At 70.6% G+C, this 25,461-nt stretch carries 25 protein-coding genes and 3 pseudogenes; 11 read left to right on the top strand and 17 right to left on the bottom strand.

Annotated elements, in window-relative coordinates:
- Positions 1–103: 103 nt before the first annotated feature.
- Positions 104–2,647, bottom strand: coding sequence for an SdrD B-like domain-containing protein (locus ABT112_RS26420; RefSeq protein ID WP_351513638.1), 2,544 nt, complete (start codon positions 2,645–2,647; stop codon positions 104–106).
- 502 nt (positions 2,648–3,149) lie between these two features.
- Here ABT112_RS26420 and ABT112_RS26415 point away from each other — a divergent pair.
- The 3 genes and pseudogenes from ABT112_RS26415 to ABT112_RS26405 all read left to right on the top strand — a co-directional run.
- Positions 3,150–3,338, top strand: a pseudogene (locus ABT112_RS26415) (CorA family divalent cation transporter); the annotation flags it as partial.
- Between the two features lie 544 nt (positions 3,339–3,882).
- Positions 3,883–4,059 (top strand): annotated as a pseudogene (locus tag ABT112_RS26410) (CorA family divalent cation transporter); the annotation flags it as partial.
- A gap of 193 nt (positions 4,060–4,252) precedes the next feature.
- Positions 4,253–4,702 carry a hypothetical protein gene (locus tag ABT112_RS26405; protein WP_351513637.1) on the top strand — a complete coding sequence of 150 codons (450 nt, stop codon included), beginning with the start codon at positions 4,253–4,255 and terminating at the stop codon, positions 4,700–4,702.
- A gap of 171 nt (positions 4,703–4,873) precedes the next feature.
- Here the strand turns inward: ABT112_RS26405 and ABT112_RS26400 are convergent, their stop codons facing one another.
- The 4 genes from ABT112_RS26400 to ABT112_RS26385 form a co-directional block, all read right to left on the bottom strand.
- On the bottom strand, positions 4,874–5,674 hold the full coding sequence (locus ABT112_RS26400; RefSeq protein WP_351513635.1) for a hypothetical protein: 801 nt from the start codon (positions 5,672–5,674) through the stop codon (positions 4,874–4,876).
- A 245-nt stretch (positions 5,675–5,919) separates the two neighbouring features.
- Complete coding sequence (locus ABT112_RS26395; RefSeq protein ID WP_351513633.1) at positions 5,920–6,969, bottom strand: fatty acid desaturase family protein; 1,050 nt, start codon at positions 6,967–6,969, stop codon at positions 5,920–5,922.
- Positions 6,969–7,277 (bottom strand): YihY/virulence factor BrkB family protein, encoded by a 309-nt coding sequence (locus ABT112_RS26390; RefSeq protein ID WP_502975452.1) that lies wholly within the window; start codon positions 7,275–7,277, stop codon positions 6,969–6,971. Before ABT112_RS26390 ends, ABT112_RS26395 begins: the two co-directional genes overlap by 1 nt.
- A gap of 570 nt (positions 7,278–7,847) precedes the next feature.
- Complete coding sequence (locus ABT112_RS26385) at positions 7,848–8,741, bottom strand: SDR family oxidoreductase (protein ID WP_351513629.1); 894 nt, start codon at positions 8,739–8,741, stop codon at positions 7,848–7,850.
- 241 nt (positions 8,742–8,982) lie between these two features.
- Between ABT112_RS26385 and ABT112_RS26380 the strand changes: the two genes are divergently transcribed.
- Together ABT112_RS26380 and ABT112_RS26375 are read left to right on the top strand one after the other, a co-directional pair.
- On the top strand, positions 8,983–9,360 hold the full coding sequence (locus tag ABT112_RS26380; protein ID WP_351513627.1) for a hypothetical protein: 378 nt from the start codon (positions 8,983–8,985) through the stop codon (positions 9,358–9,360).
- A 169-nt stretch (positions 9,361–9,529) separates the two neighbouring features.
- A complete protein-coding gene (locus ABT112_RS26375; RefSeq protein WP_502975451.1) occupies positions 9,530–10,354 on the top strand; it encodes a YhjD/YihY/BrkB family envelope integrity protein in 825 nt (274 codons plus the stop codon).
- 443 nt (positions 10,355–10,797) lie between these two features.
- Here the strand turns inward: ABT112_RS26375 and ABT112_RS26370 are convergent, their stop codons facing one another.
- Positions 10,798–11,754: an NAD(P)-dependent alcohol dehydrogenase gene (locus ABT112_RS26370; RefSeq protein ID WP_351513625.1), complete on the bottom strand. Its 957-nt coding sequence runs from the start codon at positions 11,752–11,754 to the stop codon at positions 10,798–10,800.
- A gap of 206 nt (positions 11,755–11,960) precedes the next feature.
- On the bottom strand, positions 11,961–12,869 hold the full coding sequence (locus ABT112_RS26365) for an NADP-dependent oxidoreductase (protein WP_351513623.1): 909 nt from the start codon (positions 12,867–12,869) through the stop codon (positions 11,961–11,963).
- A gap of 209 nt (positions 12,870–13,078) precedes the next feature.
- Between ABT112_RS26365 and ABT112_RS26360 the strand changes: the two genes are divergently transcribed.
- Positions 13,079–13,681, top strand: coding sequence for a TetR/AcrR family transcriptional regulator (locus ABT112_RS26360; RefSeq protein ID WP_351513622.1), 603 nt, complete (start codon positions 13,079–13,081; stop codon positions 13,679–13,681).
- Between the two features lie 239 nt (positions 13,682–13,920).
- Here ABT112_RS26360 and ABT112_RS26355 read toward each other — a convergent pair whose 3' ends face one another.
- The 4 genes from ABT112_RS26355 to ABT112_RS26340 form a co-directional block, all read right to left on the bottom strand.
- On the bottom strand, positions 13,921–14,460 hold the full coding sequence (locus ABT112_RS26355) for a MarR family winged helix-turn-helix transcriptional regulator (RefSeq protein ID WP_351513620.1): 540 nt from the start codon (positions 14,458–14,460) through the stop codon (positions 13,921–13,923).
- Positions 14,461–14,878: 418 nt separating this feature from the next.
- On the bottom strand, positions 14,879–15,601 hold the full coding sequence (locus ABT112_RS26350) for a DUF4142 domain-containing protein (RefSeq protein ID WP_351513618.1): 723 nt from the start codon (positions 15,599–15,601) through the stop codon (positions 14,879–14,881).
- A 318-nt stretch (positions 15,602–15,919) separates the two neighbouring features.
- On the bottom strand, positions 15,920–16,756 hold the full coding sequence (locus ABT112_RS26345; protein WP_351513616.1) for an ABC transporter permease: 837 nt from the start codon (positions 16,754–16,756) through the stop codon (positions 15,920–15,922).
- Positions 16,753–17,721 carry an ATP-binding cassette domain-containing protein gene (locus ABT112_RS26340; protein ID WP_351513614.1) on the bottom strand — a complete coding sequence of 323 codons (969 nt, stop codon included), beginning with the start codon at positions 17,719–17,721 and terminating at the stop codon, positions 16,753–16,755. The genes ABT112_RS26345 and ABT112_RS26340 overlap by 4 nt, the downstream gene beginning before the upstream one ends.
- Before the next feature lie 89 nt (positions 17,722–17,810).
- On the opposite strand from ABT112_RS26340, the gene ABT112_RS26335 reads away from it, so the two are divergent.
- Together ABT112_RS26335 and ABT112_RS26330 are read left to right on the top strand one after the other, a co-directional pair.
- Positions 17,811–18,548, top strand: a complete 738-nt coding sequence (locus tag ABT112_RS26335) for a TetR/AcrR family transcriptional regulator (RefSeq protein WP_351513612.1) — start codon at positions 17,811–17,813, stop codon at positions 18,546–18,548.
- 229 nt (positions 18,549–18,777) lie between these two features.
- Positions 18,778–19,263, top strand: a complete 486-nt coding sequence (locus tag ABT112_RS26330) for a hypothetical protein (protein ID WP_351513610.1) — start codon at positions 18,778–18,780, stop codon at positions 19,261–19,263.
- 370 nt (positions 19,264–19,633) lie between these two features.
- Here ABT112_RS26330 and ABT112_RS26320 read toward each other — a convergent pair whose 3' ends face one another.
- Both ABT112_RS26320 and ABT112_RS26315 read right to left on the bottom strand, forming a co-directional pair.
- On the bottom strand, positions 19,634–20,302 hold the full coding sequence (locus ABT112_RS26320; RefSeq protein WP_351513609.1) for a DUF4232 domain-containing protein: 669 nt from the start codon (positions 20,300–20,302) through the stop codon (positions 19,634–19,636).
- A 259-nt stretch (positions 20,303–20,561) separates the two neighbouring features.
- Positions 20,562–21,191 carry a GNAT family N-acetyltransferase gene (locus tag ABT112_RS26315; RefSeq protein WP_351513607.1) on the bottom strand — a complete coding sequence of 210 codons (630 nt, stop codon included), beginning with the start codon at positions 21,189–21,191 and terminating at the stop codon, positions 20,562–20,564.
- A 163-nt stretch (positions 21,192–21,354) separates the two neighbouring features.
- Here ABT112_RS26315 and ABT112_RS26310 point away from each other — a divergent pair.
- Positions 21,355–21,462 (top strand): annotated as a pseudogene (locus tag ABT112_RS26310) (SMI1/KNR4 family protein); the annotation flags it as partial.
- 124 nt (positions 21,463–21,586) lie between these two features.
- Here the strand turns inward: ABT112_RS26310 and ABT112_RS35430 are convergent.
- The 4 genes from ABT112_RS35430 to ABT112_RS26295 form a co-directional block, all read right to left on the bottom strand.
- Positions 21,587–21,679 carry a DUF1963 domain-containing protein gene (locus ABT112_RS35430; RefSeq protein WP_502975450.1) on the bottom strand — a complete coding sequence of 31 codons (93 nt, stop codon included), beginning with the start codon at positions 21,677–21,679 and terminating at the stop codon, positions 21,587–21,589.
- 108 nt (positions 21,680–21,787) lie between these two features.
- A complete protein-coding gene (locus ABT112_RS26305) occupies positions 21,788–22,222 on the bottom strand; it encodes a hypothetical protein (RefSeq protein WP_351513605.1) in 435 nt (144 codons plus the stop codon).
- A gap of 435 nt (positions 22,223–22,657) precedes the next feature.
- The gene (locus ABT112_RS26300; protein WP_351513603.1) at positions 22,658–23,410 is read right to left on the bottom strand and encodes an ABC transporter permease; all 753 of its coding nucleotides are present in this window, start codon (positions 23,408–23,410) and stop codon (positions 22,658–22,660) included.
- 157 nt (positions 23,411–23,567) lie between these two features.
- Complete coding sequence (locus ABT112_RS26295; protein WP_351513602.1) at positions 23,568–24,347, bottom strand: ABC transporter ATP-binding protein; 780 nt, start codon at positions 24,345–24,347, stop codon at positions 23,568–23,570.
- Positions 24,348–24,421: 74 nt separating this feature from the next.
- Here ABT112_RS26295 and ABT112_RS26290 point away from each other — a divergent pair, with 74 nt between their 5' ends.
- Together ABT112_RS26290 and ABT112_RS26285 are read left to right on the top strand one after the other, a co-directional pair.
- Positions 24,422–25,060, top strand: a complete 639-nt coding sequence (locus tag ABT112_RS26290; RefSeq protein ID WP_351513600.1) for a TetR/AcrR family transcriptional regulator — start codon at positions 24,422–24,424, stop codon at positions 25,058–25,060.
- Between the two features lie 11 nt (positions 25,061–25,071).
- A complete protein-coding gene (locus ABT112_RS26285; RefSeq protein WP_351513598.1) occupies positions 25,072–25,368 on the top strand; it encodes a DUF6204 family protein in 297 nt (98 codons plus the stop codon).
- The last annotated feature ends 93 nt before the right edge of the window (positions 25,369–25,461 follow it).

Genomic DNA, 25,461 nt, shown 5'->3' with positions numbered 1-25,461 from the left:
GTGACAGACGACTTGAAGGCCGGCCCTCGTGGACCGGCCGACGTGATCCGCCTGACCGCGCCCTACGGATCGCGGGCAGGCAGATCACTGTTGTTCGCTTCGTTCAGTGTTTCTGGGCGCGACGCTTCCGGCTCACGAACACGATGGCCAGACCCGCACCCACCAGCAGACCGACGAGGGCGATCACCTGTGGCAGCCCGGACATACCGGTGTTCGCCAGCGGACCCTTGCTCCCGCCGGCCGGGGCCGGGTTGGCAGGCGGCGCGCCTGACGGCGGCGAGGCCGGGGCCGGGGTCGGGGTCGGTGGTGAGGTCGGGGTCGGGATCGGGGTTTCGGTCGGGGATGGGGTCGGGTTCGCGGTATCGGTCGGAGTCGGGCTCGGGTTCGCGGTATCGGTCGGGGATGGGGTCGGATGCGCGGTATCGGTCGGAGTCGGAGTCGGCGTTGCCTTCGGGATGTACACCCCGGCGTCGATCGTGTGATCGACGCCGCCCGGCTTGTCCGGCGCCGTGACAGGCGCGGAACCGTTGCACAATGGCCCGTTGGTCGGCGGGGTCACATGGGAGTCATGCGCACGGTCGGCACCGGCTCGCGGGAGTGTGAACCGCAGCTCGCTCGCCGGGGGCCGGCCGGGCACCTTGTCGGTGTCCGCGGTGCACACGTCGAACTGCACCGTGTACTTCGCGCCCGGCGTGAGCTCGTACTCCGCGCCGACACCACCGAAGTAGTACTCGCCTGCGGCATTGGTCCTGGTCGTGGCGACCTGTTTGCCGTCCGCGTCCAGCAGGTTGATCGTCGCCCCCGGCAGCAGCACGTGGCCCGGGTCCTGGATTCCGTTGTGGTCGCCGTCGAACCACACGACGTTGCCGATCTGGATCGGCGCGTTCTCCGCCGCGTACGCGATGTCACCGAGCCCGCCGGCCTTGCCGAACCCGCCTTGTACCCCGCTGACGAACTGGAACCCGTTGGCGGCCGGGTTGTTGCCCGGACCCTGACCGGTCGTGATGTCGTGGTACCCGGTCCCTGAGGTCGCGACGTTGACGACCGGGTCGAACTCCGTGCTGACGACCCACTGCTGCTGCGGGATATAGGCCACCGACCCCAGCGCGGTCTCCTGGTGCGCGTTGGCGTAAAAGTCGCCCGGGAAGTATTCGACGACATCGGCGGCCTGGCCGCCATTGTTGGCGGGGGTGGCGTGGTTGGGGCAGCTCCCGGTGCCTTCCCACTGGTATTCACCGGTGGGAGTGGCGCAGACCATGGTGATGTCACCACCGGACATGGCGTTTTCCGCTGTGTCGTTCCCCGGGCGGGGGTCCAGCCCTCCCCAGCTGAGCACGTCCATGAACCGGTCGCGGAAACCCAGGATCATCGAGCCGTCCCGGGCGAAGGCGAGGGAGGCCAGCTCAGGCTGCGGATCGATGAAGACGCCGCCCGCCTTCCGGTCGTCCCACGTGTCCAGGCCGGTGTTCCACGGGTTCCAGTGCGTGGCCTTGTCGCCGGAACCGAAGACGCTGCCGCGTTCGTCCGTGAGCGGATGGCTCAGCACCGTGGTGAACCGCTTGCCGTCGTAGGTGGAGACGAAGGCTTTCAGGTCCGCGCGCTGCTGCGTGCTCTCCGCGCTGCATACGCCGCCCACGTACAGCGTGTTGTTGTGGACCTGGAGACCGAACGGCCGCCAGTCGCCGGGGCTCGCACACCCCGGGTCCGGGATCGGGACCGTCGCCTCGGGCTCCGCGGCGGTGGCCCCTGTCGCGTCGAAGCTCACCAGGCTGCGGGTCCGCAGGTTCACCGCGTACAGCGTGGAGCCGTCCTCCGACAGGGCCAGGCCACCGATGCTCTCCTTGCCCGGCGCGTCGGTGAACCCGGCATCCTTGATCATGTTGGCGGTGTCGTGCTGCGTCACCGCGGCGTCCGGCACCTGCGCGAACAGCTGTGGCGCACCTGAGCCGTTGACCGGCACCGTGTAGATCGCGCCCGCACCCTGCGGCCCGTACGGGGCGTACCGGCGGGCGAATGCGCTCTGGAACAGCCGGGTCCGGTCCTTGTCGTACGCCAACCCGAACGTCGTGCCCACCTGGTCCTGCGTGGCCAGCGTGTCCGGGCACGCCACATCGGTGGGACACGTGCCCCGGGTCTTCGTCCCGAACGCCACCAACGCCCGGTTGTCCGTCCCGTTGGCGCCGTTGTGGACCGGTACGAAATACCGCGAGTCCGGCAGTGCGTAGTCGGCCGGATCCCACACCCCCGTCACCACCGAGGCGTTCTTTCCGTCCGACACATCCACGGACGAAGTGAAGCTGTTGAAGTGGTTCTCCGCCGTCGACGCGGGCGCCGCCCGCAGATAGTCGCTGTACGGTGCCGGGATGCTGACGTCGACGCGGTACTGGCCGCCGTTCAGCACCGTCGACTGCGCCACCACGACCTTTCCGGTGGCATCGGTGACGCCCGTGACAACGTGCCCGGCAGGGTCGGAGATCTCCACCTTCATGCCCCGCTGGGGCACGTCCATCGTGGTGTTGATCACGCCGGTGCCGAAGAAGTCGCGCAGCACCTCAACCGTCAGCGTGCCATCTGCGGTCGAAGCGGCGGCCGGTCCAGTCGTCGCTCCTACGGCGCCGCCCGCCAGCAAGAGAACGGATAACCCCATGCGCGCCAGCGGCCCCGCAATCCTGCGGGCCGACCGGCGTGAGTCTCTGCCGACTCGGTTCATGGCACCACACTCCACACTTCTCTTGTCGTGAACACGAAGCACCCGCTTCTCGCCGCGCGTCCAGTGGCACCGGACGCGCGGATGCCGGCCGCGAACGCCACGGAAAAGGAAAAGGGCCCACCGCTGTTGCGTGGACACCTTTGTGCTGATCGTTTGAGGGCATTGCGGGCGAGCCACAACTGCCGTGCGCCAGGAAAAGCGAACGCGCGTTCAGAGCCTTGAGCAGGACCGCCCCGGGTTGTGTCTTTTCGCAGCTCAACCACGGTGTTCTTGCCCCCACCGCCGACCTCACCGACCGCCATTGCGAGCAGCGCGCGATATCTTATCCGCTGGAGTCTCGCCGTCACCAGTAGAGCCCCTGGAATCATCGGGATCCGCGATGCCCCGAGCACCCGGAGAATGGTGAGCGGAAATATGTGCGACGGCGACGCAATGGCCGGACTTCAAGAAGATCCCGGCGTGGGCGGCCATTCTGTTCGCCCCGACGCCGGTCGGCACGATCTACGGCATGAACTTCGACCACATGCCGGAGTTGCACTGGGTGTTCGGCTACCCCTTCGCCATCGCCCTCATGGGAGTGGTGTGCGTCAGTCTGTACGTCATCTTCAAGCGGCGGGGCTGGCTCTGAGTTATCGGCCGTGCGAGCGCGCGCCCTGCGAGACCGTGGCAACGCGTACGCGCGCCGCAATCACTCTCCGGCCTCTGGGGAGAATGAAATGGACACCGGACCCCGCCCGGCGGGCCAGTGGCCGTCTGTCTGGAGGTACCGGTTCATGTGGCGTGGCGATGGCGTGGGCCGCGCTGCCGTCGTCGGACAGCCCGGACGTCGAAACCCTCGTGGGCTGGTCGGATGCACACATGCCACAGGCCGCCTGCGCCCGACGCGCCGATGACACCGCACGGACAGAAGAGGAAACCTGGGCGGAAGGGCCCCGCCCCGCGCCCCGCTGAGGTCCCCGAGTGCCGGTGGAGGTGGTGGACGACCCCCGCGCGCATCAGTAATGGCGCAACGGCCCCGGCGTATACACACCGGGGCCGCCCTTCCGGGTCGTCGCACGTGAGAGTGCGCCGACCCACTCACCATGCTATGCCCTGACAGGCTATTCCGACATCATGGGCTTTTCGGATGCCCCTGGCGCCCGGAGAGGACCCTTGCTGCATCATCCGCGTCGATCTCGGCCTGGGCGGCCATCCTCTTCACCCCGATCCTGGTCGGGCACGATCCACGGCATGAACTTCGACCACATGCCGGAGCTGCACTGGGCGTTCGGCTACGCCTTCGCCATCGGCCTGATGGCGGGGTGTGCGTCAGCCTGCACTTCATCTTCAGGCACCGCGACTGGCTCTGAGCGATCGACTCACAAGCACTCACACGGCGGGCTCGGCGGCGCGAGCGCGCACCCGCAGGCACCGCTCGAGCCGCTGGGGCGAGTCTGGGGGGGAACGGAACGCCCCCGCTTCGGCCGGCCCTCCCCATCGCGAGCGCCTCTGGACCATCCCTTCCGCGCCATCGCCCACCGGGAGCGTCGGCCGGCACGGTGAGTGATCAACCGGTTGGGCAACAATCGCCAAGGAGGGGCGCAGCACTGCTGCGCCCCTCCTGCTCTCAAGCACCGAGAAGCTCGGGAAGGGGCCGACCAGGCGCACCGAGCCGCCAACGTCGACCCTTCCCGCATCATCGCCATCGGCCAGATCGAGAACGCGCCCGACACCACCGACATCGAGGACCTGTTCTCGGCCAAGGACTACCTCTGGCTCTGCAACAGGGCGACCGGCAGCGACCGCCGCGAAGCGGATCTGATCAGCACCTCAAATCCCACGCCGATTCTGATGCGCTTGAAGATCACGCGAGAGAAGCGGCAGCAGCCCGGTACCCTCGACCGCGTCCGCCCGGCCCACGAGCTCGCCCGTGATCGGGATGCCTTCTTCGAGCAGGTCGACGACGAGACACTGAACCGCTTCGAAGACGTGTTCAAGCGGCTCGTCTCCTAGCCCAGTTCAACAGCACGAAGCCCCGGGTTCCCCGGGGCCTGGCTATGCACTGGTGTGTCGGAGACGGCCAACCGGCCCACGGATCCGAATCTTCCCCAGCACGGGGATGAACTGCTCGTCAGGACCCAGGCGATCCGTCGTGAATGCCCGCAGAAGTCGGGGGGGGGACGTCTACCGAAATTCGGCGCTGGTGATGAGGACCGCGACAGTGACCGGGCCGGGTGCGTCTCCGGCGGCAGCCTCGGCCAGCGCTGCTCGAAGCGTGCGCGTGACATCCAGGGACCGGTGGCCCGCAGCGACTGCCACCTGGACGGTCACGTGCCAGCCGGTCGGCTCCCGGTATGCCACCCCGACCGGGCGGGAAAGGCCTCCCAGGACGGGGGCGAGGCGGGCGACGCCGGGCACATCCGCCGCCACGCCGGCCAACTCGACAGCCGGGTCCCGCACGAGCACAGGTCCGGGCGACCGGTGCCCGGCCTCTGCGGCTCCGCCCTGCCGCCCACCTGTCGTGGCCTCTTGGTCCCCGGCCATGAAGCGCAGCTCTGCCCGCAACCGGGCGGCGGCCGCGGGCAAGTCCTCCAGCAGACCTGTGACCTGCAAGTCGGCTTCCACCGCAGGCAGGCCCAGGCGTACCTCGGCTGCGGTGAGCAGCGCGCTCCGCAAGCCCTCGGCGCTCTCGGCCAGGGGCCGGGTCATGGCCGCTGAGAAGTCCGCCTCGATCCGCAGCGGCCCTGGTGGCAGGGCGCTGGCCGGCGGAGGCACAGCAGGTTCGCCAAGGGGCTCGGTGCGGGCCGGCCCGATCCGCATGGTCTCCACGCTGACGCCGTCCACGTCCAGGGCAGCGCGACTGAGCACCCGTACGGCGGCCTGTTCGGTGATCCAGGCGCCGTCCTCGGGCCCGCCGAGCGGAAGCAACCGGCCAAGGCCGAGCTGCTGCCGCACAGCCTGCGTCCATGTATCAGCGGCCACCATCCGACCATATCCCCGACGCGCCTCTCTGGGGCTGACAGCTTGGCTCTTCCACCACGACCGGACAGCATGACGGGCGCGTACGGCCGCCCGCGAGGTGATCGGGAACGGGCACCCCGGTCCGAAGGCCTGCCCAGTGCCCGCACTCCCTCTCCATGAGCCCTACGGGTGGCCCGGCCGGCTACCGTCTGTACGTGTCCGGAGACGCGCTGCGCTTTCGGGCGGCATCACACCGAGGTGGGCGCCGGCTACTGCCCAGAATCCTTGAGATCCGGTGATGGGCCGCGTCGCAGGGGTGCTCCGGCGCGGTGGAGGCTGGTGAGAGCTTGCCGCCATGAGGCGGTCAGGCTGGTCTCCGCATAGTCCACGCCCACTTCGTGACAGTAGTCGCGGACGAGGGGCTGTGCCTTGCGCAAGTGAGGGCTGGGCATGCTGGGGAAGAGATGGTGTTCGATCTGCCGGTTCAAACCGCCCATCACCAAGTCGGTCAGCCACCCGCCCCGAACGTTGCGTGCGGTGAGCACCTGGCGGCGAAGGTAGTCGAGCGGGTCCTTGCCGGTGACGATGGGCATGCCTTTGTGATTGGGGGCGAAGACCGAGCCGACATAGACCCCGAACAGTCCTTGGTGGACGGCGAGGAAGGCGGTCGCCATGCCCGGCGGCAGGACCAGGAAAAGCGCCGCGAGATAGGCGGTCACGTGCGTGCTCAGCAGGACGCCGTCCAGCGTGCGGTGTTTGAGACGGCGGTTGGTCAGAGCCCGCAGCCCGGAAGCGTGCAGGTTGAAGGCTTCCAGCGTGAGCAGGGGGAAGAACAGGAATGCCTGCCAGCGGCCGATCAGGCGGGGCAGCCCGGTCGCGGCGCGAGCCTGATCGCGCGTCCAGACCAGCAGGTCGGGCGCAATATCGGGGTCGAGACCCTCGTGGTTGGGATGCGTGTGGTGGCGGGTGTGCTTGTCCTGCCACCACCCATAGCTCATCCCGATCGCCGCGCCGGCGATGCGTCCACAGATTTCACTGGCCCTGCGCCGGCGGAAGACCTGTCGGTGAGCGACGTCGTGGGCGACCAGGGCGACCTGTCCGAAGAGCAGCGCCATGAAGACAGCGATCACCAGAGTCCACCAGCTGTCGCCCACGAGCACGAAGGCGACCCAGCCGACTGCGTACAGGGTGGCCACCGCGGCGATCCGGATGACGTAGTAGCCGTGGCAGCGGCGCATCAGGCCGGCTTCAGCCACTCTGCGTGACAGCCGGGCGAAGTCGCTGCCGGGAGAGGGGTGAGCCGAGGTGTCGGCCGTCATCAGAGCTTGCGGGTGTCGCGGGGCTCGGCGTAGGGCTCGTCGCCCGGGGCATGTCCGCGTTCGAGTTCGCCGTTGAACTCCAGCCCGAGGAGGATCGCGATGTTGGTGAACCACAGCCAGATCAGCGCGACGACAGGGGTGGCGAAGGCGCTGTAGGTCTTGTTGTAACTGCTGAAGTCGGCGATGCAGAGGGCGAACGGCGCGGAGGCGATGAGCCAGATCACCACGGTCAGGACACCGCCGGGCATCACCCGCCGGACTCGCCGCTTGACGTTGGGGGCGGCCCAGGGCAGCAGCATGACGATCACAGCGACCAAGAGGCCCGGGATGCACGGCCGGCATCCCCGCCGACGCCACCCTCACCGTCACGGGGTGGGCTAACCGCGCCGCCACTGCTGACGTTCAGGCGCCGGTGACCGTCACCACCATGGTCAGCGCCGTGGACATCGTGGTGTTCGCGGTCCGGGCCACCAGAGGGGGGCGTCGCCACATGCACTCCTTCGTCGAGCGCCGACGCTCCCGACGGCCGGGCGCGCTCAGTCGCACTCTGCTTCGCATGCAGCTCCGACGCCTCCAGCAGTGCCCAGGATGCTGCCCGCTGAGGCGGTCGAGAGGCCGCCTCCCCATCACACCCGCTGAGCTGGGTGACGGAGACTGGATGGCACCCATGTGGTCCAGCCGATCCCACCTGCGGGTGGAATGGATCACTGATTAAGGGGCGACGTGGATGCGCACTGTCGGTCATCCAGTCCTTTCCTCCGTGCACGTGCCTCTACTGCTGAACCGGTTTGCCAGCGACGACCGCCCCCACCGGCCCCTACAAGACACTTCACACCTGGGGGTATCGATGGATGTGCCACCCGTCCGTGACCATCCGTTCAGCCGGGCGGGGAACCGGTTCCGGCGGCCCGGTCGGCTCGGCCACCGGGGCCGAGCATGCCGGTGGCCCTGAAAGGCTCCGCAGCGGCGAGACGAGGCAGTTCACGTCGCGACAGCATGGTGACCACAGGCGGCATCGCGGCCCGCGCGATCTGGACCGACCGCAGCCAGCGGGGCACATAGACCGATGGGCGGCGCCGTTCGATCGCGGTGACCAGCCGGTCGGCCACGTAGGTGACGGGGTACACCTTGCGCGCCGGTGCCGGCATGTGGCCACGGAGCTCCCGCAGCACCGCGTACTCGTCGGCGTCGCGGACCATGTCGGTGTCCGTCCAGTTGATGTAGGCGATCCCCACACCGACATGCCGGTGGGCCACCTCCGCCCGCAACGCGTGGGCGAACGACTCGACCCCCGCCTTCGACGCGCAGTAGGCGCTCATCATCGGTGCCGCGCCGAGGGACGCAAGCGAGGCGACCTGAAGGAAAAAGCCGCCAGTATCGAACAGATCCACCAGAAACGTGCGGGCGGTGGCGGCGGCGCCGATGAGGTTCACCTCGACGACCCGACGCCAGACCGCGGGATCGGACCGGTCGAACGGGCCGCCCTCGGCCACGCCCGCGTTGGCGACCACCACGGAAGGCCGCCCGAGCTGCGCACGGATCTCGGCACCTGCCCGGGCCATACCCCGGTCGTCCGTGACATCGACCTCCCAGCATGCGGACACCCCCGGCAGGGAGTCCCTGACCCGGGCGAGCGTCCTCTCCTCCCTGCCGAGCAGCGCCACCTTCGCTCCCCGACCGGCCAGGTCCCGGGCCACCGCCTCGCCCAGGCCGCGCGCCGCTCCGGTCACGACCGCGGTCCGATCGTGCAGGGGGCTCTCTGCAACCGTCATGGAACGGTTCCTCTCCCGCGGCGGCGCCTGTCCCGCCCACGCTAGGCGTGTACGACCCCGGCGGCACCCGGGCCACTGCGCCTGGCGCTCCGCCCCGCTCGAAGGTCCGGCAAAGTCGGGCCGGGCCACTTGGCCGCCATGTCCGTGATATCCGATAAGGACGTGAATAGGGTGATTCGACTACCCTCAAAAGGGCGGGCCGCACAGCGCCCTCGCGGATATGTGAAAGGCGGACCCTGCCATGTCGAAGCACGAGAAGTCCTCCGAGCCCCGGCCTGGAGAGGGGCCGAGCCGCCACAAGGGCAGGGACCAGCACGGCTGGTCACCGGACGTGGATGAGGCCGGCCAAAAGGACAACCCCAGCGCGCACCGTTCCTTCCATCCCGACGAGCACGCAGCGAAGAGCGGCCCCGGCAGGACTGTCTCCAAAGAGGAGACCCAGAAGGTCACCGACACGAAGGGCGAAACTCGCCGCGGTGAGAAGCAGGCCGACAGGCTCGGCAGGAAGGACATGCAGGACACCGGCCCCCAGGGCCGCTCCCAGCGTCCCAGCGGCAGCAGGCACCCTTCTGCGCGTACCGGCATCAATCCAGAGGACCCGCCTTCCGACTCCCGGTGATCCCGGCATCCCGGACCTCGGAGGGCGGCACCCCGAACAGGCCGCTCACGGCTCGGATGGCCGCCGTGTCGCGTAGGTGTCACACTGCTCTCCGCCGCGGGTGACGAGGCTGTCTCCGGTTGCGCCGTGCACGGCGGCGTCATCGGCCCGGCAGTCGACAGGACTGCCGATGAAGTCTTCCAGCATCACGGACGGTTCCCTGTTCGGACGCATGCGCCGCGCAATCCGCAAGTCGCTGGCCATGCGCCTATGGAGGCGGTTCCGCGATCTTGAGATGGGGTCGCGTTCGCTGGGCTTTGCGGCGCTCGGGTTCCTCACCCTGGTTCCGCTACTGATCGTTGTCTCCGCGGCCGACCCTGAGCACGGGCGGGGTTTCGCTCAGTGGCTGGGGGAGGGGCTCGGCGTGTCGAAGGCCTCCAGAGGAGAGGTCGAGGAACTCTTCGCCCGGCCCGGCCAGGCATTGCGCACCACTACTGCGTTCGGCCTTGCCTCACTCGCAGTCTTCGGCCTGACCTTCGGGGCGGCAGTGCAGACAGGCTACGAGAAGGTCTGGGATCTGGCCCCGGCCCGGTGGTATGCCAGGTGGCGTCACTTGGCGTGGCTCACCGTACTCATGGTGTATCTCTTCGCGTCCGCGACGGGGAGATTGTGGCGAGGGTCCCTGATCGGCGCCTTTGCCGCAGGTCTGAGTGCCGTCCTCTTCTTCTGGTGGTCGCAGCGGATGCTGCTCGGGGGGCGGATCGGTTGGCGCGCCCTGTTGCCCGGCGCGGTGGCTACCGTCATCGGGCTGCTGGGGCTGAGGGTCTTCTCCCGGCTCATCTTCTCCCCGCTGATCGCTTCCAACGCTGTCTCCTACGGGCCCTTCGGAACCGTGTTGGTCCTCCAGTCCTGGCTTGTCGGCGTCGGCGTCGTCGTGTTCGGCGGTGCACTGGTCGGCCGTCTGCTGCACGACGAGCCCCCACGAGTGGCACTGGCCCTGAAGCGACGAAGGTGAGATTCGGGGTCTTCAGGAACGTTCGATGCAGACGTTCGACGCAAAGGGCGGCGATGTGGGCAGCAGCCCGCCCGAGGGAGACCGCGTCATGGCCGCGTGATCGGAGCTGTGGTCTTTCGAAGACGCTGACAAGACAGCCGTCCTCGATTCTGTGGACCACCATCGAGAAGCCCCCTCCCGCAAGCCCCGGCTCGGAGCTGGGGCAGGCCGTCCTCCGTGGTCCCGCGCAGGCGAGGGTTGACTCTGAGCCGTCCGACGCGAGCCGCGTGCCATTGCTGACGTCACACGGGCGAAGGTGACCGAAGAGCAGAACCCTCTGGGCGGGTACGGCGGCGCCGTACCCGCCCTCGGGCAGGGCCTGATCGAGAACCGTCGCGCGGGCGAACGGCGACGGCTGCGGCTGCGGCTGCGACATAAGGAGGGCACTTCGCCCCGCGCCCCGGTCACGACGCGGACACCGCCACCACCTGCTTGCCCACCACACCGCCGCGTTCGAACGCCTGGTGCGCCGCGGCGATGTCGGTCAGCGGATACACGCTGTCGACCACGGGCCGCAGCCCGCCGGAGGCCACATGGCCGGCCAGGGCGCGCAGCACCGCCGCGTCGGGGTCGGAGCTCAGCGTGCGGATGCGGCGGGAGCCGTGCACGGTCGAGGCGGCGATCGCGGCCACGGAGGAGGCGGACAGGGCGATGGTGGCCATCCTGCCGTCGCGGGTCAGCCGGCGCCGGTAGCCGTGCAGTTCGGAGCCGACGGTGTCCAGGACGACGTCGAAGGGGCCGATCCCGTCCGGTGCGGTGGCGCCGTAGTCGAAGACCTCGCCGGCTCCCAGGGCGCGCAGCGCCTCGGCATGACGGGGGCGGGCCAGCGCGGTGACATGGCACCCCATCGCGTGGGCCAGCTGCACGGCCGCCGTGCCGACTCCGCCGGCGGCACCGCGGACCAGGAGCCGTTCGCCGCTGGTGAGGCGCAGGGTGTCGCGCAGCGCGGTGAGCGCGGTGGCCCCGGCGACGACGAGGGAGGCCGCCTCCACCGAGGAGATGCCCGCCGGGGCGGGCCCGACGCGGTCCGCGCCGACCAGGACGTACTCGGCCGCCGGGCCGGCGGTGCGCCGCTTGAGCGGGGGCACGGTGCCCCACACGCGGTCCCCCACCCGGTGGTCACGGACATCGGCACCGGTCGCGGCGACGAAACCGGCGAAGTCCAGTCCCACACCGATCGGGAACCGGCGTCCGGTCACGATCCGCAGTCCTCCCGCGCGAACGATGGTGTCGAGCCCGTTCACACTGGATGCCTCGACCGCCACCAGCACCTGACCCGGGCCGGGGGCGGGGCGGTCGACGTCGTTGATCCGCAGGACGGCCGGCGCGTTGCCGTAACCGGTGATCTGGGCGGCCTTCATGTGGTGCTCCTAGAGGTTGTTGCCGGTCAGGGCGGCAGTGGTGGTGTGTTCGGCGCAGGCCGGCCGGGCGCGCGGCCGGGCCCACGGGCTGAGCGTTCACGGACTGAGCGTTCACGGGCCGGGCATTCACGGACTGAGGTGCACGGGCTGAGGTGCACGGGCTCGGCCGAGGTGGGCGGCTCGGGTGGGGCAGGCGACGGCCCGGGTCAGGGCAGGAGGACGACCTTGCCCCGGCTCAGGCGGGCCTCGATGTCGGCGTGGGCGCGGGCGGCCTCGGCGAGCGGGTAGGTGTGCCCCACGGGCACGTCGAGACGGCCGGCGGCGATCAGACCGGCCAGTCGCGGCAGGGCCTCGGGGAAACGGTCGGCCGGGTCCATGCCGGTGAACCGCACGCCGTGCTCGGCGAAGGACGGGTCGGCAATGGTGATCACCCGGTCCGCGTCGCCGGTCAGGGCGACGGAGTCGGCGAGGACGCCCGCGCCGGAGGTGTCGAACACGGCGTCCACACCGTCCGGGGCGGCGGACCGGACCCGTTCCGCCCAGCCGTCGCCGTAGCGCACGGCGACGGCGCCGAGGCCGGTCACCCGCTCGATGTCCTGCTCGGCGGTGGTGCCGATCACGGTGACACCACGGGCGGCCGCCACCTGTACGGCGATGGCGCCCACGCTGCCGCCGGCGCCGTGGACGAGCAGCGTCCGCCCCGGCCGCACGCCGAGGTGCTCGATCGCCCGCCAGGCGGCCTCGCCGACCGTCACCACCGCGGCCGCGGTCTCGAAGGACACCTCCGCGGGCTTGGCGACGGGCCGGTCGAGGAGGGCGTACTGGCTGTAGCCGCCGACGGAGGCGACGCCGAAGACCTCGTCACCGACCGACGCGGTGGCGCCCTCGCCGACGCGGTCGACGACACCGGCCACGTCCCAGCCGGGGACCGCCGGGAAGTCGACCGGGAAGACGCCCTGCATCATCCCGGCGCGTATCCGCAGGTCGATGGGGTTAACGGCGGCCGCCCGCACGCGGATGCGGACCTGGCCGGGGCCCGGTTCGGGGGTGGCGACCCGGGACGGGGTGAGGACGTCGGGTCCGCCGTACTCGGAGTAGGTCATGGCAGTGGACATCAGGCACTTCCTGGGATCGAGAGCCGCACCGATGCGAATCATCCAGTGCGTGTGATTCCGTTCTATCACACACACTGGATGATTCACACAGGCTGGATGATTCACACGCGCCGGGCGATCCATGCGAGCCGGATGATTGATGCGGGCCGAGCAATCGGCGATGTGGCTTGAATCACACGATACGTATGATTCTTCGCTAGGATGGGCCCATGCAGGAGCCCCTCCACCGCCGCCGGCCGACCCCGAGCAACCCGCGCGTCCAGCGCACCCGCACCCGCGTGCTGTCCGTCGCACGCGATCTGCTGCCCCAGGCCGGACCGGCCGGGCTGACGTACGCACTGCTGGCCGAGCGCGCCGACGTCACCCGCCAGACCCTCTACCGCCACTGGCCCAACCGGGCCGCGCTGCTCTTCGATCTGATCCTGGAGGGCCCCGACCTCGGCACCTACCCCGAGCCGGGCGACGACGTACGCGTCGTGGCCACCGACTGGCTGAAGAGCCTGCGCGACGGCATCAGCGAACCGGCCATCCGCACCGCGGTGCTGGCCGTCACCGCCCAGGCCGACCACGACCCCGACAGCGCCCAGGCCCTGACGCGCATCGGCCAGGACCGCCGCGCGGCCCTGAACCGGCTGCTGGAGCCGTCAGGGATCCAGATCGACGACACCGAGCACACCCTGCTCTACGGGCCGGTCCTCGCCCGCCTCTTCTTCGACCGTGATCAGGTGACCGATACGTTCATCGACACCGTCGTCGCCCAGTGGGTCACCACGCTCGAACAGCGGCGACAGCCGGGGACTCCGCAGGACTGACGAGACCGGTGCGCCGCGTCCCGCTGCTCCTCGGTGCCCGCCTCCGCGCCCCCGCGTTCTCGCGTCCCCACGTTCTCGCGTCCCCGCGTTTCTCACGTCCCCGCGCACCGCGCACCGCGTCCCCATCCCGTCGCGAACCCGGCATCCCGCAGTGCCGACGGCCGCGGTCAGGTACGCGCACGGCCGCAAGAACCCTGGAAGCGGAACCGGACTGCGGAGGGCCCTGCAGGACCGCTACCTCAACCCCGCTCGACCGACCAGCCGAGGGGATACAGGTCACGCCCCGAATCGCGGATGGCGGGCTCGTCGCCGGCGCCGGTGAAGGCCGTCAAGGCGTCGACGAGGGCCGCCCGTTGAGCGGGAACCATGCGCGCGATGGTCCGCGCGATCTCGTCGCGCCGCCTGGTCATGACCTGGTCGACGACCGTTCGCCCTTCCCCGGTCAGTCGCAACAGGCTCTCCCGCCGGTTGCTCGGATTGACCTGGCGGTCGGCCAGCCCCGCCGCGATGAGCCGGTCCATCATGCGCATGGCGGTGGACGGGTTGACCCCCAGGCTCTCGGCCAGGACGACGAGCTTCGCCGCGCCGTGCGTCGCGAGCACGACGAGCAGCCGGAACTGCGGGAGCGTCAGCCGGTCCTCAACGGCCGCGAGCGACCGGGCCGACATGGCGACGAGCAGCCGGGACGCCGTCATCACCGCTTGCGTGACGGCGTCCACATCGTCGAGGTCCCGTGCAAGATCGTCGAGGTCCTGTGCGGGGCGTTCTGCATCGGCCATGCCCTCTTTTCTACCCGATGCTCCGCCCTTGCGCAGACGCTGCTCGGGCACCTCGTCCGGCGCCCCGGCATGCGATCGAGATGCCCTGGCACGCGACCGAACGGGCCTGGCCGTAGAGGGACAAGGACGGCCGTCACGATCCGGAGCCGCGTCGCTTCTCCACGGACAAGTCCTGCTCCGAACAGGGTGGCGCCGTAGGCCACATGCGGCGAACGGCCCCGCGAGAGATGCCCGGCCAGTGCCGGAACGGCGGCGCACCGTGCCAGTGCCGCGCCCTCCCCGAACTCGCCTGTCCGGCGAGCCCTCACCACCCCATCATTGCACAGTGCAAAAGTCCAGAGGTGGGGCAGCCGAAGAGAGAGGGCGACTGCCGAGTACCCGTCAGCAGCGCGCTCCGGAACGGTCCGAGCGCCGTCGTCTACTCCGGCCTCGGGGCGACGGCCTTCTCGACCTCCTTGAAGGTGGATTCGCTCACCAGGCCGGTGTCCTCCAGGACCTCCATGTGGTCCATGACGGTGGTGTTCGCCTGCCGGGCATGACGGCGGATCAGGTCGTTCTGGGTCGCCGCCCGCACCTCGGCGATGGTGGCGAAGATCTTGCCGTGGGACGCGCGGAGCAGATTCGCGAACAGCCGGTCGAACTCCGCCCCCTGTGCCTTCTTGAGCTGGTCGACCCAGCCCCGCTGCTCGGCGGAGGCCTCCTCGGGCAGCCCCACGCCCAGGATCTCGGCGTCCTCCCGGACCAGTTGGTCCAACTTGCTGTGCCCGTCGAGCAGATGCAGCCCGGCCCGCTTCACCGCCTCGCTCTCGCCGTGGGTCTGCGCCAGTCGACCGGCCGGGATCTCCCACAGCCCCGCCTGGCGCACCTTGACCAGGAACGTCTTGTCGACCTGCGTGACGGGCTGCGGCCCCGACGCCGCCCGCCCTGCCGCGGAGCCCGCCTCCGTCCCGGCCCCGTGGCCCGCACCGTGCGGTGAGGCGCTGCCGACGCCCACGGTTCCGTCCGCGGAGGTCTCGCTCGCGTCGCTCTGCTGCACAGCGAACACGGAGAGGCCGACGAGCGCCGCGGCAGCGACGGCCGACGTGATGACGATCGTGCGCGTTTTGCCCTTCGGCTGGGCATCGCGACGGTGGTGGTACATGGTGGTGCCTCCCTCGACACAGGTGCTGACGTTGTCGCGGGAGAGGCGGCTGGCACGGCGCGCTTCCCTGCAGTACGGAGGCGGCCGGCGCAGCGTTCAGTGGCGGCACGTATGCATCGGATCCGGGCCGGAGCCAGGAGCCGGACCCCCGGAGCCACGAGCCCGAAGCCGGGGGCCAGAGCCAGGAACCCTGCCAGGAACCCTGCCGGGAACCCGGAGCCGGGGCCCGAAGCCCGCGGCCCGGAGCCACGCACTCCGAGCGCGAAGCCCGAAGCCCGGCCCCCGGACACCGGCCCCCGGACCCCAGGCCCGGTCATCTCACCGGCTCAGCCGCTGGAACTGCCGCACCGCCAGCGGCAGGAAGACCGCCGTGATCACCAGTGGCCACACCACTGCCATGAGCAGCGCGTGCTGCTCGACCCACGTGTCGCCCCCGGCGCCCGGGTTCCCGAAGAGCTCGCGGGTTGCGGCGACGGTGGACGAGACGGGGTTCCAGGCCGCTACGGGTGCCAGCCAGCCCGGCATCAGCGAAGGCGCCACATAGACGCTGGAGATCATGGTGAGGGGGAAGACCACGGCGTACAGGCCGCCCGCCGCCTCCGCGTCGGGCACCACGAGGCCGCACCACACCCCCACCCAGATCAGACTGAAGCGCAGGAGCAGCAGCAGCCCGAAGGCCGCGGCCGTCGCCGCGAGCCCGCCGTCGGAGCGCCAGCCGATCGCGAGGGCGGTGGCGGCGAGGATGGCGAGTTCCGCGGCGGCCACGACCAGATCGGCCACCCCCTGGCCCGACGCCACCGCCGAAGGGGCCATCGGCATGGATCTGAAGCGATCGGTGACCCCCTTGGCCGAGTCCGCCACCACGGCCATCGCGGTGCTCATGAAGCCGAACACCATGGTCGTGGCGAACATCCCCGGCATCAGGAACGGCCGGTAGTCGCCGCCGTCCGGCACCTGCATGGCGCCGCCGAAGACGAAGCCGTACAGCAGCACGGAGACGATGGGGAAGCCGAGTCGCCAGAGAATCGCGACCGGCTGACGGCGGTAGTGCAGCATGCCGCGGCGTACGACGTTCCCGCAGTCGACGAGCGCCCAGCGGCTCCGCTCGTACAGACTCTCCGCCCGGGGGACGGCCGGTTCGGCAGCAGTGGTCATCGGGCAGCCTCCGTGCGGTGTCCGGTCAGGCGCAGGAAGACATCGTCGAGACTCGGCCTGCGCAGTCCGAGGTCCTCGACCTGAACACCCTCGTCACGCAGGGTCCGCGCGACCTCCGTCAGCGCGGCCACCCGGTCGTCGACGGGTGCGTGCACCCGGCGCTCCCTCTCGACCGTTTCGGGCTCGGCGCCGGGGGCGGCGACGCGGGCGATCACCGCGGCCACCCGCCTCAGGTCGCGGGCGTGGGCCGTGACGACCTCGATGCGGTCGCCGCCCACCGTGTTCTTCAGTCCGCCGGGGGTGTCGTCGGCGATGGCCCTCCCCCGGTCCATCACGGTGATGTGCCCGGCGAGCCGGTCGGCCTCGTCCAGGTACTGCGTGGTCAGCAGTACGGTCGTGCCGCCTGCGACCAAGGTCCTTACGGTGTCCCAGACTTCGCCCCGGGCCCGCGGGTCGAGTCCGGTCGTCGGTTCGTCGAGGAAGAGCACCTCGGGGGTCAGGATCATCGACACGGCGAGGTCGAGCCGGCGCCGCATCCCGCCGCTGTACTCGGCCACTCCTTTGTCGGCGGCCTCCGTGAGGCCGAACTCCTCGAGCAGTTGGCCGGCCCGGTGCCCGGCGCGTCGGCCGCCGAGACGGAAGAGCCTCCCGAACACTTCCAGGTTCTGCCGCCCGGTGAGGCTCTCGTCCACGGCGGCGTACTGCCCGGTGAGACCGATGCGCCGCCGCACTCCCTGCGGGTCGCGCGCAGGATCGACCCCCGCGACGGTGACCCGGCCGCCGTCCAGCCTGACCAGGGTCGCCAGGATCCGGACCGCGGTGGTCTTGCCCGCGCCGTTGGGGCCGAGCAGTCCGTGCACCGTGCCCCGGCGCACCGCCAGGTCGAAACCGTCGAGGGCGCAGGTCTCTCCGTAGCGCTTCCGCAGGCCGTCGGCCCATACCGCGTACTCCTGCCGTCCGTTCATGTCCGTCACCCCTTCGAGAAACTGAGTACACCGTACCCCTTTCAGCGTACGGTGTACTCGATTTTGGGGCGAAGGCATAGAGTGAGCCCATGACGAGCAGCAGCCTCGAACTCCTGTGGGGCACCGGCGAACGCCCCAGCCGCGGCCCCAAACCGGGCCTCAGCCTCGACCGGATCGTCACCGCCGCCGTCGAGGTCGCCGACGCGGAGGGCCTGGCGGCCGTCTCCATGCGCCGCGTCTCCACCGAACTCGGCGTCGGCACGATGTCGCTGTACCGGTACGTCCCCGGCAAGGCCGAGCTGCTCGACCTGATGCTCGACCGCGTCCAGGCCGAGTCCCTCGCCGCGGATCCGCCACGGGCCGCCGACTGGCGCGCGACCGTCGGCCTCCTGGCCCGCAGCCATCGGGAGCTCTTCCACCGGCACACTTGGCTGATCGAGGTCAACGAGGCCCGGTCCGCCCTCGGCCCCAGCACCCTGCGCGGGCTGGAACTCTGCCTGACCGGCCTCCGGAGCATGGGCCTGAGCGGCCCCGAGACGATCTCGGTGATCATCGCGGTGCAGAGCTTCGCCACGGGCATCGCCCGGATGGAGATCCAGTCGGCGCAGGCCGCCGAGGAGACCGGCGTGAGCCACGAGGAGTTCTGGGAGGGGCAGCGGCCGTTCCTGGAACGGGCCATGCAGAGCGGACAGTTCCCGCATATGGCCACCCTGTCCGAGGACACGTTCTCCCAGGATTTCGACCACTTCGGCTTCGGACTCGAGCGCCTCATGGACGGCCTGGAGGCCCTTGTCGCACGACGGACCGCGGAAAGCGACGCGGAATGAACACGGCCGGCCGGCCGAGCCCCATGTGATCACCAACGGACCGCGTCCGGGCACCGCAGCCGTCATGACCGGCGGGAGTCCGACAACACGGCGCGTCCGGTCCGGGAACGGAAGCGGGACCGGGAGCGGGAGCGGGAAGGGACCGGGACCGGGAGCGGGAAGGAACCGGGGCCGGGGCCGGGTCCAGGGAGGGACCGGGGCACCGGAACCGGAACGAGGAGGTGACGGGATGCACGACAGCGGCGGCGAACAGCACCGTCACTTCGAGGCCGTCAGCGGCAACGGAGCCGCACACACCGGCAACGCCGAGGCCCGCGCAGCCCAGGTGCGCACCGCCTTCGCAGGGTTGCTACAGATCCGGGCCGTGATGAACACCGGAGCCGCGGAGCCTCACGCGCTTCCCGCCCCATGGGAACGGCACCGGCCCGTCCAGGCCGTGGCTCTCGCTCTGGAGGCCGCGGGTATCCCGCCCTCGGCGACCGGCCCCGACGGCCGCCGTACCGCTGTCGGGTACGGCGTCGGCGAGACCGACGCGCCGGGCACGGTCCGCGTGGAATGGCTCGGCCCGCCGGGCAGCGGCGCGGCGCAGCACCAGCAGGCCGAGCTGAAGCGGTGCGCCGAGGTCCTGCGCCCCCTCGGCTGGGAGGTCCTGGAGTACCGGGGCCGCGGCCGGCAGCGCTTCCTGGAAGTGGAACCCCTTCCGCTCCCCATCTGACCGCACATCCGGCCTCCCGTTCTTGGCGAGCCGTGCTCGGTGATCGCGAGGATCTGCGGGTCGGCGTCCGGGCGGTGCAGCGGTGGCGTCGGGCATGGGCCAAGGGCGGCCCGCGGGCCTTGCGCTCGGCCGGATCGGCCTCGCCTCCGGACCCTGAGCGAGGCCCAATTCGCCCGGCTAAAGGCGCGGGTGGCTCAGCAACGTCGCCTTCCCCAGCCCCGACCACCTCATCCAGACCATCCGGCGTGGTCTGCGCACCATCCAATACCGCAGCGACCTCATCGACGGCTGCCTCGCCGGCACCGGCCAGTCCCTCACTCCGACGACTTCACGAGTTCAGGCTCAGTGGCCACCGGGCCTGCCGCGACTCCTACTTGGTCGTGTGCGTGGGGTAGACCTGGACATCGGTGTAGGCGCCCTTGATCTCTCCCGCGCCCGCGGGCCACTTCAGGCTCACGGTGTGGGTCTCGTTGGGGGGCGTCACCAGGATGTTGGTCGGGTGCGCGAGACTGTCGCCGGTGCTGTCGATGTCGTAGGCGAGGTTGAAGACAGCGGCGTCGCCGGGCTTCAGGGTGAAGATACGCGGCTGGGCGTGGCCGCGCTCGATGGGGTTCGAGGTGTTGTCGGCGTCCTTGATGTCGACGCCCGCGAAGCCCGTCGCCGAGCAGGTGGCCGAACCCCGGTTGATCATGGTGATGTCGATCCTGCCGGAGGACTCGTCGGTCGCGGCGTCCCTGGCGTCGATGGCCAGGTCCTGCGTCTTGCAGAACTTGACCTTGCCGCCGGCCTCCGTCGCGCCGTTCGCGGCGCCGGCGCGGGCCTCGGTGTCCTGTCCGGAACCCGGCTTCGCGTCGCCGGCCTCCGACTTCGAGCTGTCGGAGTCCGCGCCGCTCTCCGCCTGCGAGCCGCCTTCCGAGGGCGAGGAAGAGGAGCCCTTGGAGGTCGAGTCCTTCCCGGAGTCATCGCCGCCACAGGCGGTGAGCGAGAGGGAGGCGGCGACGCCGATGGCGGCGAGAGCGGCGATGCGGGTGTACTTCACGGTGGTCCCCCAGACGGAGCGCGGTACGTGCGGTCTGAAGTATTTGTATCTCGCACCGAGTTACAGGCGGTCCTCCGTGACGTCTTCGTTCTGTCACGGGCGGCCGACGCAGCAGATCACCGGCCCCCTCGGCCAGGACCTCGTCGGCCTGCGCATTCAGGTTCCGAGGAACGCCGTCATACCGTGCTCACGGCATGACGGCACCGACCCGAAGTGTCTGCGGAGTCGGCCACCCCCGCGTACGGCAGATGCTCCTGCTTCAGGGCCGGTAGCTGCACTCCGCCAGCTTCGCGTGCCGTTTCCAGCCCAGCGTCTCGTACAGCGCGCGCCCGGCGTCGGTCGCGCCCAGAACGCCGAGGACCGCGCCCGTCTCCAGGGCGTGGTCGGCGAGCGTACGCATCACGAAGTTGCCCAGTCCGCGCCGCCGATGGGCCGCCTCGGTCACCACCCGGTCGACGACCACGGCTTCCCCGACGGATGCCATCTGCCCCTGGGCCGCCTGCTCGCCCGCCGCATCCAGCACCCGAGCGCAGGTGACGGCTCCCACGGTCTCCACGGTCACGGTGTACCCCGCAGGCACGACCGGGTCCGTGGCCATCAGGTCAACGGCCATCAGGTGGCCGGTCTCCTCCATCACCCACCCCCGAGGCAGCCAGGACTCGAGCTCCTCCGGCTCCGCGGGCATCTTCATCCAGGTCCGCGGCACGGACACCGAGGCCGCGGCGCTGCGCACCGACGACTCCTCTGGCTCGGGCAGGACATGGCGCCCCACTTCGTCGGGGTTGCCGGCCACCTCGACATAGAGCCCCCAGGGCTTCCTGACAGGCGGGGGCGTCCGCCGGGACAAGGCCCATCCCGCCACCCAGGTCATGACTGTGTCCGCAACCATCAAGCCCTCCCGAAACTGGGGCCGCATCAACGGCCAGGTAATAGGCAGTAGCCAGGGTCACACGTTACGCCGCGGTGCAGACCGCGGCATCTGATATGCCGGGGTGCAGATCTGACGGGCAGTCGCCAACGATCGCAGACAGCGCTGCGGAGGAACCGCCACCCGCTGGCTCAACCACATGCGCAAGGGACGTGACAACCGGGCTCTGGAACTCACCTCGCCTCGGCTTCGTGCCCATCCGAACCGCCACCGCATGGCTCCGAAGCTCTGACGCCCGGCAACCGCTCCGCGGAAAGTGAGTCAGGACCTGAGCTCGTCCGGCTCGCCGCATCGGGTCGCGCAGGGGCCGCCGCCCCCTCGCGCGGCACGAAGGCGGTGAACGGCCGGCCCAGGAGTCAGCTGCACTGCCAGGTGAACATCGCCCGGTCGAAGCGGCGTCGGGCCAGGTCCTCGGGGCGTATGGGCCAGGAGGACAACGGACCGTTCACATCGGGGGGCTTCACACCACGGACCGCCCCCGCCCGCGCCCCAGCCCCCGAACGGGGAACCGGAGGCGGGCGGGGGCGGCCGTCGGGTGCCTACTCCGCGATGGGTGCCTACTCCGCGATGTCGATGTGCATGTTGAAGGTCCGCCCGGCGATCTTGACCAGGAGGTTGCCCTGTACGCCGCGGGTGTCGAGGGTGTCCCCGACGTTGCCCTTCCCCGCCTTGGCCTTGTCCTGCGGCTCGAAGCTGTGGAAGTTGGTGAAGGCACCGTCGCCGGAGGCGAAGCCCGCCGCCTTGTCCCACTGGCCCTGCAGGGTCTCGTAGGCGGTGCTGCTCATGGGCTTGCCGCCCAGGCCCAGGTTGACCCGCTGCCCGCCCACATAGGCCTCGGCGCACAGTTCGAGGATCTTCGGGACCTGGGTGGTCTTCAGTGTCTTGTCCTGCTTGACCGCGGCCAGCAGCCCGTCGGCGTCGGCGCTCAGCTTGCGCTGCCGGGCCTCCCGTGCGGCGGTCGAGGTGATCTCGATCTGATCGCTGTCGATCACCTTGTGGGCCTGCTCGAACCCGTACGCCTTGTCGCAGGCGATGCCGAGCGTCGTGCTCCACTGCTTCCGCGCTGAGCCACTCGCGGTCGAACCCGACCGACGCGCAGTACGCGATGAGGTCCGCTTCCGCTTCCTCCGTGCTCTTGGCGTACTTCCCCTTGGGCATGGCGCTTCCCCCCGGTTCCCCAGTGTCGTTCCGGTTGTCGATCCGACGGCCACCAAGGTCCCATGACGGGCCGTCACTGTCACCCGGTTCCACCCATTCCGATCCCATCAGGACCGAATGCCATGCATTCACCCTGGTAGGAGCCATACCGAACTGTTGTCCCTTTAGAGGCTGATTGCCCGACAACCTCCGGATTTCCGTGGGGTGAGCCACGGGTGCGGGGCCCGGACTCAGACCCGAACCCGAGGCCCCGGACTCAGGCCCCGGCTTCAGACCCGGGCGCGGCCGAAGAGGCGCGCGCCGCCGAGCAGGCAGACGGCGGCCAGGGCGAGGGTGACGGCGGCGCCGGCGGCCACGGTGCCGTTGGCGTAGTGCCCGAGGAATGCCTGGCGCACCGCGTCGGCGGTGTAGCGGAGCGGCACGGCCCGGGAGACGCCGTTCAGCCAGCCGGGGGCGAGGGTCATCGGCAGCAGCAGGCCCGAGAGCAGCATGACCGGCATCACCGCCGTGTTGACGACGGCGGCGAACTCCGGCGCCGTCCGGATGTTCATGGCCAGGCCGTAGGAGAGGGCCGACATCGCCGCCGCGAGCACCGCGACGAAGAGCAGGCCGATGAGGACGCCGGGCAGCGGGGCGCGGAGGCCGAACGCCAGGCCGATCAGCACGAGGAGTACGGACTGTGCGAGGAGCTGGACGACGTCGCGCAGGGTGCGGCCGAGCAGCAGGGCCATGGGGCTCACCGGTGTGACGCGCATCCGGTCGATCACCCCGAGGTTGCGGTCCATCAGCAGCCCGAGGCCGACGTAGGAGCCGCCCAGCAGGGCGAGCTGGACGAGCACGCCGGGCACGAACGCCTGCCAGGAGGAGCCGCTGGTGCCGAGGTCGACCTCGGTCAGCAGCGGTCCGAACAGGGCGAGGAAGAGCAACGGCTGGAGCATGCCGAAGAAGAGGCTGGTCCGGGAGCGGAGCGTGGCGCGCAGGTAGCGGCCGAAGACGATGCCGGTGTCGGCGAGCAGGGTCATGACGGGAACCTCGGGTCGGCTGCGGGATCCGGCGGTGGACCGCGGATCCGGCAGGTGGACGGTTCAGGGCAGCGGATGGGCTGCGGAAGTGGCGGACGGGCTGCGGACGCAGCGGGCGGGCCGCGGAACAGCGGGTGACGCGTCAGAAGGTGCCGCGTCAGAGAGTGACGGGCTCGTCGGCCGCCGTCCGGCCGGTGATGGCCAGGAAGGCGTCCTGGAGCGTGGCGGTGGGGTCGCCCGCGTAGCGGGTCTTGAGGTCGGTGGAGGTGCCCTCCGCGACGACGGCTCCGGCGTCCACGACGACGATGCGGTCGGCGAGGGCGTCGGCCTCGTCCAGGTAATGCGTGGTGAGGAAGACCGTGGCGCCGTGGGCGGAGCGGATGCGCCGGACCAGGTCCCAGAGTTCGGCGCGGCTGCGCGGGTCGAGTCCGGTGGTGGGCTCGTCGAGGAAGAGCACTTCGGGCCGGTTGACCAGGCCGAGAGCGATCTCGGCCCGGCGCCGCTGGCCGCCGGAGAGCGCGGCGGTGGGCCGGTCCAACAGGGCCAGCAGGTCCAGTTCGCGGGCGAGTTCCTCGGTGCGCTGCCGCACCACGGGCCGGGACAGCCGGTGCAGCCTGCCCTGGGTCGTCAGTTCCTCGCGCACGGTGCAGGTGGGGTCCAGGCCGCCGGACTGGGCCACGTAGCCGATCCGGCGGCGTACGCCCGCGGGGTCGCCGAGCAGGTCGAGCCCGGCGACCTCGGCTTCACCGCCGGTGGGCGGCAGGAGGGTGGCGAGCATGCGCACGGTGGTGGTCTTGCCCGCGCCGTTGCGGCCGAGGAAGCCGAGGATCTCGCCGCGGTCGACGGTCAGGTCGAGACCCCGGACCGCGGGTACGGGGCCGGTCTTGAGCCGGAACGTCCGGGTGAGGCCCCGGGTCCGGATGGCAGGTGAGGACATGCCGACGATAAAAGCACAGCGCACTGCAAACTTGCAATGGACTTAAACTTTGGCGTCCGGTTAGACTTCCGGCCATGACCGAAGGGCTGCGGGAACGCAAGAAGCGGCAGACGCGGAAGCGCATCTCCGAGGTGGCCGTCGGCCTGTTCGTGGAGCGTGGATTCGAGCACGTCACGATCGCCGAGGTCGCCGAGGCGGCGGAGGTGTCCGTGAACACCGTCTACAACTACTTCCAGGCCAAGGAGGACCTCGTCCTGCCGCCGGACCAGGCGTCCCCGGAGCGGCTCGCCGACATGGTGCGGCAGCGCGCCCCCGGCGAGTCCGCCGCCGGTGCGGTGCTGAGCACGCTGCGCGACGAGGTGCACCGCCGGGACCGCAGCCTCGGCCTGACCGAAGGGTTCGGCCGGGTCTACGCCATGATGCGGGCCGCCCCCACGCTCACCGCCCGGCTGGAGGAGCTCGGCCGGCAGATGACCGACGCGCTCGCGGCCGTCCTGGCCGAGGAGACCGGTGCCGGGGCGGACGACCCGGTGCCCCGGGTGGTGTCCGCGCAACTCGGCGCCCTGCACGCGCTGATCTTCGCCGAGATCGGCCGGCTCACCTCGGCGGGCGCCGGCCCGGACGCGATCGCCGCGGCGGTGCTGCGCCTGCTGAACGCCGGCGAGGACCTGCTCGGCGAACGCCTGTTGGGCTTCGCCGTACGAGAGGAGTGACCGTGTTCCGAGTGACCATCCGTGGAACCTTCGACGGGCTGAGCGAGGCGGACCGGGCCGGTCTGCTCGCCGACGCGGACGCGTTCCGGGCCGCCTTCACCGAGGCCGGCACCTTCACCTACGACCGGGGCCTGTCGGCCTTCACTTTCCGGTGCCAGCTCCCCGCCGGCCCCGACGACGGCGAGGAGGAGGCGACCCGGCGGGCCGTCACGGCGCTGGAGGCCCACGGGTATCCGCACCGGATCCTGCGGGTGGCGGTGACGGACCTGCGGGAGATCAAGATCCGGCGCAAGGGGCGGGCGCGGTAGCCGGGCGGCTGGAGCCCGCCCGGCTGCCGCGCCGCACCCGCTGCCCCGGTACGTCGCCCGTCCCGGCCCCGTCCCGGCGCGGGCCCCCGCCCG

It is taken from the genome of Streptomyces sp. NPDC002055, assembly GCF_040296705.1.
Lineage (GTDB): Bacteria > Actinomycetota > Actinomycetes > Streptomycetales > Streptomycetaceae > Streptomyces.
This window is presented reverse-complemented; position numbering and strand designations above follow the sequence as displayed.